The sequence below is a fragment of the Paenibacillus sp. D2_2 genome, assembly GCF_031199965.1.
GTDB lineage: Bacteria > Bacillota > Bacilli > Paenibacillales > Paenibacillaceae > Fontibacillus.
Genome location: NZ_CP133605.1, coordinates 607,007 through 619,927, shown reverse-complemented (window position 1 = coordinate 619,927; position 12,921 = coordinate 607,007). Strand labels below are relative to the sequence as shown.

Here is a 12,921-nt window from a genome sequence, read left to right as displayed (position 1 = left end):
GATTGAACAAGACTAATGCTGCACAGAAGCTAACCAAACAATCTCTAACGAAACGTGGTATCGCTATTTAAACCAAAAGGGGGCATTAAAAAATGTAACGAAACTGGGTAACGCTATTTAAGCCATTTTGAGGCATAAATACTCAATTTCTCCCGAATAACGATATGGTGTTTCGTTAGATTTTATTTACTGCTATTTTGGAGGAAATAACGATCTGTAGTTTCGTTAGAGGTCGTCAGCGCCAAAAATCAGCACAGCTAGGGCGCCGCCCCTAAGGGTTGACTAAATTCCCGCCGGATTCTGCCTCTTCGCGAGTAATAACCGTATACTGTTGCTCCCCTAGCTTAATTACGCTCCCTGTCGGTATATCCAGCTTCATGCCTAATGAAACTACTATCCGGAATGAATACGCGGAATCTTTCGTATGATCACCCTCCGTACCAGCAGTCTCACCAGGCTTGGAGGCACCATTATTACTACTAGGGTCAGAAGAGTCCGCTGGATCTGTTACATTGGAATTGCTCGCATCAGCCGGGTTGGTTCCATTAGTTGTGTTCGTAGAATCAGTTGCATCATTAGTTCCATTCTTCCCACTATTTCCGTTAGTCCCATTAGTTCCATCTGTCGAGTTAGTCGAGTTGGTAGCATTGGCCTTATCGGCTCCACCAGCTTTCTTATTTTCGGAATCGGATTGTGCAGCACCCTGGTCCCCTTCTGCTTCCTTCCCACTAGCTGCTCCATTTTCGCCTGTACTAGCGCCCGAATTATTACCTTTTGCCTTATCTATTCCTTCTGTATCCTTTGTTCCATCAACTTCACTTCCTTGATCTGTCGCCCCCGGATCTGCCGTTCCAGCATTCGCAACCGCACAATTCGAGTTGTATTTCAAATTCGTAAACTGCTGAGCTGCCTGACCCTGCGACTCAATCATCAGACTCGAAGGATCAAAGATCTTGCACTGCTGCTCTTCCTTGAACAGAAATACAAGTGAAGTTGTCTCGGTTCCGTCGCTACCTTTGACATTCTCGGCATATACAAGCACTCCAGAATCCTGTACAGGTGGCGGAGTTACCTCAACGGGCGCCTTTTTACCAAGCACTCCTTGCTGCTGCAAGATGAATAGAACGCCAACAACCACGACCAGACCTAAAGTCACAATAAGAGTGGTCGTTCTCACCTTTTTCCCGTTCTGAACAAGAAATCGCTTGAGCGGTGAGGACAGCGTGAGACGTGCATCGGCGAATACTTTCGCAAGCGGTGCTCCCGCTTTATCGAAGTAACGGGTCCGATAGTCTCTGCTCTTAAACGCATCCTTATCATGCTGTTGAAAGTATGCTAGGATTGCCACACAATAGCCGGGAGCAAGCCCCCGAGTATGAACAAAGTAAGGATTGCCTTGCGACCAGAGCATAAATTCGTAAATTCTCTCCTTGTCTTTGGCATTCCGCTGTATATAATCTATGACTTGATTGTAATCAATAATCCCGACTGCCGAGTCTTGGCAAAATGCCAGCACGATCTTTCCAAACTGATCTATTTCGATACTGGACTGAAGCCATGTACGCCCAGCTTCTGTACCCGAGCCAGTTCCTCTGAAGACAATAAGCGGAAAACATCCTCCGTTGGCTCACGCTCCACAAACCACTCGTATAACGCTCGCAGCATTTCCGCATGACTGCGCTGCTTACCTTCAAGCTGCAGGCCGGCAAAGGCATCCGATTCACCTAAAAACACTGCGGTTGTCACCTGATCCTGAGTCAGCTTGTCCAGTACCAGTTCATCAAGCAGCAGACGCTTGGCAGAAAGCGTGAGAAGCTCGACCAGCTCCGAATCCGCCACAGTCATTCCGCTTTCAGGAAGGGGCATTCTTGCCCATTTACGGATACTATCTACTGTCATATGGACAGAAGATAGTAATCGCTGTTCCTTGCGCAGCTTGTCCGTTAGACCTGCAACAGCTATTTCCTTGAAGGAAGCACTCTGTAACAAGCCTGGATGAGCGATCACCCAGCTATGCACTATGTTCAGAACTTCCTTTGAACCTTGCGTCTCCGCAAGCTTGTTCTGAATGTAGGGATCGAACAACAGGTTAGACAGCTCGCCAAGCTTCAAGACCGTACCAAAAAAGGCTTTACTCAGCTCCGACTGACTCTCTATCAAAGCGTACAATGAATAGGCGAGCTCGGTTCTGCCTTCAGTCAATGAATTATTAACTGCATGAATTAAATAATTAACAAGCTTTGGGCCATAACTTCGGCTTTCCAGCCGATAATAATCTCTGAAGCATTCCACTATCGCCAGTTCTACAATACTTCCTTGCTTGATGCTATCAAATTCCCGGTCAAAAGCAGCTAGAAATATATCATTTAGCCGAATTCTAGAATCCAGGGCACCGAGGGGTTCCAAATAACTAAGCAAGCCCCGCAGCACGGTTATCTTATGTTTTTCATACAAATCCCATCGTTCCGCTTCAATCTGATAGAACACGCACAGTTCATGATAGCTAGATAATAAGGTCCTGCGCTGAGGGTCCATACCTGCAAGCATCTCATCGGCAAAGCGATGGAAGTCCTCCAGACATCAAGCTCACCAATCGCATTCCAGACAAAATCGAGATATGGCTGTTTTCCTTCGTCTACCTCATCCTGTGGTAAGCGCCCAGAAGCGAGATCAAATACATATTCTTTCTCGATTCCTCGATCATTAGGACGCAGACTGCCGCGCTCCACAAATTGAAGATGAATAAACTTTCGACTCTGTGGCTCCTTGGCATAGGTGATAAATCCGAAGCGACGGCGCAGTTCGAACGGCAGACAGGCGAATAGTACTTTAAGCAACGCTACAGAATATAGCGATATCTGCTCTGCCGGAACATCAAGTGCGACATACACTTTTTTTCTGCCTTCTCCAACGGAGGTCATGACGGCAAAAAGCAGCTGTTTAAAACTCTTCTCGTCCAGTTTCAGATCCCGTAACAACTTCTCGGCCGTCAGACCGGATGGGCTGTTCTGCACATGTTGCTGGTTCTGCGATTTCTGCGGTATGTCATCCAGCTCCGGGAGCTGCCGACCGATTTCCGTGTAATATTTCTCCGCATAATCGGCATTAAGATAATTACTGTAATGGGTCACGATCTCATCTTGCCGCGCGGATGGAATCACGTAGTTATGCGTCAGAAATGCACTGCGCAGACCGGTAAATCCACGGGCTGATAAATACTCCGCCCCAGCACCGTCTCTCCACCCTCGGTATGGAATAGATGAATCGCCGGCGGATAACTGCTTACCTCCTTCTCTCCCGGGAGGCCAGCTCTGCTGGAGCATCATATCCACAGAACGGATGAAGCTGCTTCTTAATGAATACAGCATCCAATCCGTCGGATACCGCGACAGTATCAAACCCTTCTGCCCCGCGAAATATACCGCTCCGCTCTCTGGTATACAATTGCTGCTGAATCAATATGGGGAAGCTTGCCTCACGGTCACTCTCTCCCCTCAATATAATTCAATTTATAGAGCAGCCAAATGAATGGTTCATCCACGCGAATCGGCTGCACAACATTCTGCAGCTTCTGATCAATAGGATTGCTACCGAGCGCAGATACTGCAAAATACCCTGTATCCTTGAAATAGACGTCCATCGTACCTTTAAACGGCCGATCTACCTTTTCGATAAAACGGCGAATTTCACCATCGATATTCTCGAATTCAGTTATATTAAAATACTTGCGATGTACCGCATTATTAAAAATATTGCTGTTTGATTTGATATACTCCCCTTCTTCATCCTTCAAGGAGTGAAGCATATCGCTCTTCGTCAATACTACCGCTGTCGGAATATCCGTCTTCCCTTTATCTTCATAGGCGATGAAATCGCCAAACATCGTCAACACCACATCACGTGGTTCATCATATTGCGATACCCATTCTCCCGGCTTATCCCCAACATTGATGCGGATTTTCTCCCGGATCGAACGAATTTGAAGTGGATCGACCATGAACAACAGACCTGAAGAATTCTTGATATGTTGACCCTGTAATCCAAGATAATCCTGATCCACCATACCTTCACCGGCAACATCAAAGAAAACAAGCGTTAGCGGCGGTTTCGATTCATCCTTGAATACAAATTGGAAAATAAACGGCTCCTGCATTTTCTCTTTCTGGGTCGATGCTAGCAAATCGCCACGCTCAAACAGAGGCTCTTCGTATAAGGTCCGGAATTTACGACTGATTTCAGCATTAAGTGGCATACAAGCCGCATCAAAATGATCTGCCGTCGTATTCTGCAAGGTATGGATCAATGACGTCATGTAGACGGATTTCCCCACCTGAGAAGCCCCAATGATCGAAATGATATTGCTAGGCACTTTACCTGCAGTTACCGGCAACTCATTATGACAATGCGGACACAATCTGTGCCGCGTCACTTCCCCATAGCGGTCGTTCAATCCAATCAGTACATGATCCGAATAAATAAGATGCTCCTCTGGAACGTCCTGGGGACGCAAAATTGCTTCCATATCATAGACGGTATCGAGACCAAATCTTTCCCTATATTTATTAAGAGCCTCGTCCTCGCCAAGAGCATAATCCTCATCGTCCTCACGATAATGCGTCGCTCTAAACACCACTTCGCCCGGGTCGAATTTACTGAAGCAATAGGGGCATACAATATCATAAAATAAAGGCCGCTCTTCGGCCTGGGGTTTCTTTTTAAATAAATCGAACAGACCCATCTCCCATTCCTCCTCATTTCACAGTATGTTTACTCCGGAATCAGCTCGTACAACCTTCCATACTTAGGGCCATCCGTAAAGAAAAGCCTGACGTAATCGTTCTTTCCAACCTCGATTGCGGGCAGCGTGCTCCTACCTGAAGGGAAATCTCTCAGAAAAGGATATACGGTCCCGTCATCTATACTTACTGGATAATTACCCTGCTTCTTCACATAACAAAGCGCTTCTTTCGGAATCTCTACCTCTGCTAGCACCGATATTTGTACCGTCTTATATTTACGCAGCAAATTGCTCTTATGAGAGATAGAATAGCGGACCTTGGCCCGGCCCGTACTGAAATGGACGGTGTTCTGCCCATCAGGCTGGTGGACCAAGCGTTTATCCCCATCATCCATCAGACAGGCATAGACTGTATAAGCTGCCAAGCCAATCGTATCTATCCGGTCAACATAACCTCCCGCCGCTTTATATTCTTCACGAGTATACAGCTTAAGCCCTGCAACAGAGGAAGGATAGCCGTAGCCACCCTCCCCCTGCTGCTCCCTATCTAAAGACCCTTTGTAGATATAGACCGCTTGTATTCCATCAGGCCATTGCCACAATAGCTTGCAGCGATCCTCATCGATCTTGTAACTAAGCTGTGTTATGAGCGGCAAGCCTTCCTCTGCTTCAATAAACCGCATTGCTATGCCCCCTTACACTTTTAATGCGTGTTCAAAAAGGTCGGTTTTCAGCACCGAGAAGGTTGAATGAAGCTAGGGCCTGAGGAGCGGAGCGTACGTTTTGGGTACGTGAGCACCGGAAAGCCCGACTGAATTCAAGATTCGATGTCGAATTACTTCCTGATTTGCTTCGTGTTAGATATAGAATTTATTCATTATCAGCGGAGCTGATGAAATTCTATATCGCAAGAAAACCTAACTTTGTATCGCGGTCGCTCATCCTTGAATGACTTCGATCGGTTTTCTTATCAAAAGCGGACTTTTTGAACAACCTCTTCTAGAATCCTCTATTGCGTCGATCTCTGACGGGTTCCTGGAATCCCGTCTTGCCGTCCTGAAGTGTTGCCCCTCTGCGGCGCATAACCGTTCGGGCACCATCCGCCGGCATTGGGACGGCAAGCGTGAACATCGTCATTACCGAAGCAAGAACAAGGCAAGCTAATAGCCGGATCAACGCATCAGCTAATGTACCCCCACTTAAACCGAACTCCAACAGTAGCCCTGCAAGCAGCCCGGATACAGAACCGCCGATCGTAAAACTTTTAGCCAAATGACGATTATCGAACATCATTCCGAGCGACAAGCCCAGCAGAGCGCCTAACCCTAGTACAAATATAATTCTTAGAATCATATAATAGGTGCTGTCTTTCATCGGTCCAGTACGTTCAGTAACCAGAGTACGTTCATTCAAATTGTTGTCGTATATAGTCTGGAATACAAAAGAAAGATTAGACGCATCCGCCACATCATAGTACCTTCCGCCTGTGTTGGTGGCAATTTCCTTGAGCAGCTCTACACCCTCAATATTACCGCTAAGTCCAAGACCAATGGTATTAACGGATACGCCTCTATCCCGGTAATCAGCCAGAACTCTTGCTGTATCAACTTCGCTTACCCCGTCCGATAATAGGATCGCCATGGCCCCTCTAGAGCTTGGCTGCCCTTTGATCTGCTTCATCGATGATAACAACGCATCACCAATATCTGTCCCTGCATCGGTCGGCTCGAGCGCATCAATCGCTGCATAGACTTGATTCTTCACATCCTGATCACGGACCTGGACAAAAGGCTGAATGAGCTCAGACTCGTTATTGAACACAATAACTGCGACCTGCTTGCTGCTGTCCATTTGCCCGATCAACGATTTGGCCGCTTCATAACGGCGATCATCGGGATCGGTCTCCAGCATGCTTCCAGAATTATCAATAATTAAGACGATATCGTCTACCGATTTCGCTCTACCTACATTTAACTCATATAAAAATTCCAAGGCGGTTCCTGCAAGCAAGAGCATTACTAGTGTCGCCGGTACAAGCAGCTTCCATGAAGTACCGACATAACGTTGTCTCCATGACGACCCGTTAAGACGGGGTGAGACCATTTCCGCGATTAAACAGAATAAACCTACAGACAGGGCAAGTATGCCGAAGTAAAGTCCAATGATGACGATCCAGGGCAGCCTGCCTTCCAACTGGTTCAGCAGCAGTTCTCCGATTACAGCTCCAACTGCTCCGCCAATAAGGCTGGATAGTACCAGAAGCCAGTTTATTTTACGCTGCATTCGTGCACTTCCTTTCTAAATTAAGTGCTATAAAAGTTGAACTATAGATAAGACCGATCAAGGCAGCATTGACTTCTCAATCCCATGAAACTCATACCCGTTCTTTAGATAAGTTTCATAATAGACTTTCCCATTTACGTAATACATCAGATCCTCTGGATGGAATCCACCCATGAGGTTCAGCTTCTCTACTCCGCTGCTGCGTCTCTCATGAACGCAACCAAGCTTATAGATTCTTGACGTTTCATCCGCTCGGAAAATATGCTGTACGAACTCGCTCGTGTAATCGCCGAACACATACTTTTCCTCATACCGATGCTCTTGGGTGTAATCGTACAGCCGAAGCTGTATCGCGGCATTATCCTCAAGAATACGGTAGAGCTTCTTAAACAGTTCTTCCTTGGTAAGTACGGTTTTGTTACCGTATTCGACAGTCACATTGGCTCGCTGTAGCAGTTCTTCCTCGAACGTTCGTGAGAACATCGGTGACGTTAAAATGGTCTTGCGGCAAACCTCGATGAGCTTATCCGCCAACCCCTCTATGCCTTTCTCCAGCAGACACCTCGAATCTCCCATTGTGCTCTCTGTGAAAAACGCATGCTGTCCCCGTTTACTTTCCCACTGCTCCATAATGTCAGCAGTAGTGCGCTCATAGTACTCCATGATGTTCTGTCCAATATAATCATCTGCCGTCTGAATACTGCTCAGTGCTGTATCACGCAGCAATTGCTCCAGCGTCTCAAGCTGACCGATCACCGCAAGGTACCGGCCATTCAATTGCTGAATGGCTTCTTCAAACTTCATAATCAGCTTCAGTCTCGTCTCCAGCAGCAATATCTCTCTTCTCCGGGAATAGACCTGGTCGAATAGGTAGCGGATCAAGCTGCGTAGATTATGCCGATCCATCAGCGGAACACGCGGGAACGACTGCTCTTCAACGCGCCCCTGACGGAACTGATCCAGCTCGGCCCTCGCCGATGCCAGTCGCATTTCCCCTTCCCTGCGAGCGTTACGAAGCTGAGCCATAACTCCCATGGAGCCATTTAGCCCCTCATCCGCTGTCCAGGCCGCCAGACAGTATATCTCAACATCAGGATAATCGCTTAGCGAACGCTGGATCGCCCTATCGATCCACTCGCCAGCCCGGAACTCCTTCAGGAGACGCGCTGCTTCATCCTGGAAATTACCGCGGAAGAAGCTCTCTCCGCCGCCGCCAAACAAAGCTTCCTCCGCTTCCTTCAGCGACAGCTTGCGAACCGCATTATAGCTGATGTCATTCGTCATTAGGCCATGCATTTCACCTAGACGTTCCTCTGTAGGGATCATTTCTCCGGCAGCCCGATCCAGACCCATTCCATCCACTCCAAAAAAGGCCAGCTTTTCTGTAGTAGATAGTTCGGGCTCCTGCTTCATCCGAACTAATAAACCTTTGTAGAAATGATGTAGTACAGCAAGCGCGATCGACTGATTCGGACGTTTTACTTTAGACAATCCAGCAGATACAAAGCCTTGCCGTCCGGACTCCGTCATAATGTTATTTTTGAATGAAGTATTGTTATATACCGCATTGTTCGCATGGAACATCGGCTCCTTCTGCTGCCTGTTCTTGAGTAGACTAATATGAGAAATCGCCTCATAGCAGGTTTGCAAGCCACCTAACGAAGCGAATCCTCGCTCATCCCGATCTGACATAATGTAGACAAGATCAAATAACGGAGAAGGCGGATGTGTAACCGGGATCGAAAGTCCATCCTCTGTCACATGGAGGGGGCACTGAATGTATAATCCGATTGCTGCATCAGATTCAGCTCACGTAGAAACGCAACGCCGAGCGAGCTACTGTATCCAAAAGCTTCGGCCCCTTCCCGTTCGCTAATCAATGCATACAAATCCATCTGTACTGCCTTGAAGGATTGACGGAATATCGCCTCTGCCAGAAGTGATATTTCCGGAACAAACACATTAAGCGGGTCATCGACCCGCGTAATGATAGATAGGCGAACTCGGTCGAAGGATGGATATAGTCTTCCATACTCCGCCAGAGCCCCACTAGCTTTTCTCAGAATTCGGTTAAGCTCCGGCAATCCATGCTCGTCTTCATAGAACTGCCGATACATATCACGACGGGAGGTAGGTGAACTCGAGCCCTCATGTGCCGTAACTGGAATATGGTACTCCAGTACCCGAGCAGTTGCAGACTCCTCTACGGAGCCTGCGTGGAGGTAGATCAGTCCCTCGCTATTCTCCCATCTCTTCTCATTCATCTGCATGATCGGTTCAATGGCCTCACGGCTCTTGTCACCGATAAACAAAAACACTGCGGGATAATGAATACTGCTCTGGTCATCGCCTCTGCCAGTAAGGCGTTCTTCGGCCCGGTCATATTCTGCGGCGAATCGCTCCAGCTTCTGTCTAACCATTATTTCAACCTTCTGCGAATATCGTTCAGCTTGGTTGTTATCTGTTTGTAGAACTGATACATATCATCACCGTTCGCGAGTTCAACCTTCTCGTATTCCAGCGAGTCCCGCCCCTCACGGAATCGATCAGCGAGCTCATCCATCGTCTGCAGTAACGGCTCGATATTCTCCGAAGCCGTTAACTCCGAAGCGCGACGTGACGCCTTGCGCATCAATACACTATGACTCTTCTCATCCAAGCCTCTGAAATGAGTAAACACTTCGTATTCCACATAATTTTGGCTCTTCATCAGGTTAGCAAATGGCTCCCAAGCCTCTTCTTCCGGATCACGGTCGTAGACATATAACGCGCCCTTCTTCGTAATCGTCTTCGAATACATCGCCTCAATAAACTGATCAAGCCATTTCTCCTCATCCTGATGCTGTGCCAGTACCGCATCCAGCTTCGCAGCCATCGCCGCAATTTCTTCATACTTCGCGATCTCCTGCCGCACGCGAGTAATCAGTTTTGGTGAGCGAATCAAATTCTCTTTGGCCATCTCTTCATTAATGCTTCCGAATATATCTTTAACGCCTTCTTGTTGAAGTCCCTCAGCAAGCAGTTGCTTCAGCTCAACAGCACAGCGTTTCACCTCGCCTAGATTTGGCTTTGGAGCTTCTAGACGCATATCATACGCTGCCAGCTTATCTTGCAAAGAAAACGGCTTCGTTAACCTTACAGAATAACGGCTGCTCGTATTTTGATCCGCATCCTTCTCCACAATTACCTTTAACTGAAGCGATTTGGCAAACTCCTCGCGCACACGAGCATTATAGCTCTGTACCCGTGAATTGGAATAAGTCTCGCCCCATGATCTCTCAGGGATTGGTGAAGGCAGGTAAGTCCAGTTATTCTTCTCTGTTTGTACGAGGTGACGACCGATTCCTTCCTTATCCAAAATCGTCCGTTCATAGCTCTCCTCATATACTTTGAGCGGCGTGTATACAAACAATGGCACCCCGTTACGCGTATTCAACCAGAATATACGGTTCTTGACTTCGCTCTCTTTGACCGTGAAATGAGACTTCCCGACCGCATTGTTCTGATAGTTGCGAATCCCTTTCAGGATGCTTGGCGCCTGCACTGGAACAGATACGAATCCCCAAGAAGGGAAATGCAGATTACCTGTACTATTCGACAAATGGAATACCGGAACAGCTTCCTCGTCCAGCTTGCTGGCAATTTGACGCTCAACAAACTTCTCGATCGGCTCATCCTGGCCATATTTAATGACAAGGAAATCCTCCATAGACTTCGTAATAAGATCACCGAACTTATCGGAGAGGAAAGTAGAAATGGAGCTAACAATATCAATTTCCTGCTCCTTCACCCATTGATCGGAGTGATCCAGCAATTCCGTAGCGAAATCACGGATCAGGTCATCGACATCCTTCTGATCCATAATGCCACTGACAACCTTGGAAATATCGGGTACGCTCACGATGTTCCAGTAGTAGGTTTTATTCCCCTTATGGTCCACCTGCTCGTCACCGCTCGTCAGAATGTCCCCATTCTTGGAGAAGATCGAGCTAAGTGCATTTAATATTTCTGTGAATACACTATAAATGCGGTTATTCTCCCGATTCAGCAAATCGTACAGATCCTCATAGAACTCAATCATTTGCTCTGTACGCTCAACATCTGCGTGGAGCCAGTATTCATTTATTTTCGCTTCAATATAAGCGTTCTTCTTCTTCTCCTTGGACACAAATGCACTCTTGGCATCGCCTAGCTTATCATCCGCTTGATCCTGCGCAGCCTCGATATCGCGAGGAATACGCACTAAATTCTCACGCAAAGCCTCGATATAGGAGAGCAGCATTTTCAGCAAACAGAAGCCTTTCTCCGTGTAAAGCAGCCGCGATACATAAAACGGCCCTTGCTCCGGATGCAAAAACAGACGACGAATCTGATCGCTGAACTTCTCGAGGAACTCCCCTGGAAGCTGCTTCTTCGCTTTGATATATTCCTCTCTCGCCCGAGCGAGGAAGGTCTGCTCCAGCTCCGTGTCCATATTCACGACTTGAGACTTCACAACATTGGCATAGCTCAACCGCTCACTGTTCTCATAACCCGGAAGCGGGTCAGGTACTCGAGATTCAAACGCTTTAACTATACTATCGAGATCAACGCCCATCTTACGGGCAAATTTCTCTACTTCCTCCTGCGTCGGCGATTGTTGGAACATTTTGTCCATCTTGTCAAACAAACGATAGGCCAAGTAGGTCGTCATTTCCTCGATCGGCAGCACAGCCGAAGAGGCCCCAATAATGTTGTATTCATAGTTAGCCGGGTAAGCCTTGTTCATTTGTGCGATATTCGTACGAATATTACTTATATAATCGTGAATAGCAAATTCTTCGCCAGATTGCTTCTCTTCACTCGCCATGAAGTTCGTAATGTTCTCCGCAGTGACGTTCATGCAGTAATCATAAGCGTTCTCCAGCAGCTTGCCCTCTGTATTGGTTGCCGATATCAAATGACATAGATTAAAAGGAGGCAACGGCGAGTTGACTGTCAAAATGTTGCCGTATTGCTGATTGAACCTCTCACCACGACTATCTACGTTCATCCAGTAATCAAGCTCTTTCAACGCAGCATAACCATTTTTCTTAATGTACTCGCGCGTATGCTCGCTTAGACTCTTATTGGACAGATTGATATCCGGGGTGAACAAATAACCGAGAGTATTCACGCGATCAATACCTGCCGAACCGTGATCACGTTCAATAATTCCGCGTACAATATAGGCGATATCCAGGAAGCAGCCGCTGCCTGTACCGCCGGACAAGCCAGTAAGTAGAAATACCATCAGCTTCTTGTTCGTACCTACTGATAAGGTCTTGATTTTCTTATCGATGGCCTGCACGACTTGATTAATCTTCGTGAAAAGAAGCAGCCGTCCCGCCTGACGCACACCTGCCGCACCGTTCATCCCATCGGTAATACTCAGCTCGGGTGACAGCCAGTCTGTAATGTACGGCTCTAGAATACTGCGGTTCTGTAGCAAACCGCCAATTTCTGGGTTGGACAACAGTACGAATTCATTGATTGGATCAAGACCGATTCCTTTATACCTTTTGCTACGATCCTGCTCGTTAGTCTCAAAAGCGAGAAACTCCACATTGTCCGGCTTATCGCGCTTTTTCTTGGACAATGGATCTTCCGGCAGTCTGAATCTGCGGTTAATTTGATATTTCAGGCGAAGTAAAGCATCGATCCCCGTCCCGCCAAGACCAATGATCAGGATCGGATTATCAATTGTATCTACTCGAATTTTATCGCTGACGATACCTCCGCCAAGCGATACATCTAATTGCTGAATATGCTCTCTAACGATCGGCTTCATTTAAATTTCCTCCTTATTTGGTTGCACAAGTTGAACTATGGTTTGTATGGTTCAGGGCAGCCGTGTGAAATGTTCTTACGATCGCTGTTGT

At 47.2% G+C, this 12,921-nt stretch carries 9 protein-coding genes and 1 pseudogene; all 10 read right to left on the bottom strand.

Going from position 1 to position 12,921, the window contains the following annotated elements; translation table 11 throughout:
• Window positions 1-271 precede the first annotated feature (271 nt).
• A complete protein-coding gene (locus RE628_RS02950; protein ID WP_309157340.1) occupies window positions 272-1,516 on the bottom strand; it encodes a hypothetical protein in 1,245 nt (414 codons plus the stop codon).
• Between the two features lie 17 nt (window positions 1,517-1,533).
• Window positions 1,534-2,547: a hypothetical protein gene (locus RE628_RS02945; protein ID WP_309157339.1), complete on the bottom strand. Its 1,014-nt coding sequence runs from the start codon at window positions 2,545-2,547 to the stop codon at window positions 1,534-1,536.
• Window positions 2,433-2,921 (bottom strand): GAP1-M domain-containing protein, encoded by a 489-nt coding sequence (locus RE628_RS29465; protein WP_375143091.1) that lies wholly within the window; start codon window positions 2,919-2,921, stop codon window positions 2,433-2,435. The genes RE628_RS02945 and RE628_RS29465 overlap by 115 nt, the downstream gene beginning before the upstream one ends.
• 183 nt (window positions 2,922-3,104) lie before the next feature.
• Window positions 3,105-3,444, bottom strand: a pseudogene (locus tag RE628_RS29460) (glycosyltransferase); the annotation flags it as partial.
• Window positions 3,445-3,481: 37 nt separating this feature from the next.
• Window positions 3,482-4,738, bottom strand: a complete 1,257-nt coding sequence (locus RE628_RS02930; RefSeq protein ID WP_309157336.1) for a hypothetical protein — start codon at window positions 4,736-4,738, stop codon at window positions 3,482-3,484.
• A 29-nt stretch (window positions 4,739-4,767) separates the two neighbouring features.
• Window positions 4,768-5,421, bottom strand: a complete 654-nt coding sequence (locus RE628_RS02925; protein WP_309157335.1) for a beta-mannanase — start codon at window positions 5,419-5,421, stop codon at window positions 4,768-4,770.
• Between the two features lie 316 nt (window positions 5,422-5,737).
• Window positions 5,738-7,021: a vWA domain-containing protein gene (locus tag RE628_RS02920; protein WP_309157334.1), complete on the bottom strand. Its 1,284-nt coding sequence runs from the start codon at window positions 7,019-7,021 to the stop codon at window positions 5,738-5,740.
• Window positions 7,022-7,078: 57 nt separating this feature from the next.
• A complete protein-coding gene (locus tag RE628_RS02915; protein ID WP_309157333.1) occupies window positions 7,079-8,782 on the bottom strand; it encodes a transcription initiation factor TFIID in 1,704 nt (567 codons plus the stop codon).
• A complete protein-coding gene (locus RE628_RS02910; RefSeq protein WP_309157332.1) occupies window positions 8,779-9,441 on the bottom strand; it encodes a hypothetical protein in 663 nt (220 codons plus the stop codon). Before RE628_RS02910 ends, RE628_RS02915 begins: the two co-directional genes overlap by 4 nt.
• Window positions 9,441-12,830, bottom strand: a complete 3,390-nt coding sequence (locus tag RE628_RS02905; protein WP_309157331.1) for a tubulin-like doman-containing protein — start codon at window positions 12,828-12,830, stop codon at window positions 9,441-9,443. Before RE628_RS02905 ends, RE628_RS02910 begins: the two co-directional genes overlap by 1 nt.
• Window positions 12,831-12,921 lie beyond the last annotated feature (91 nt).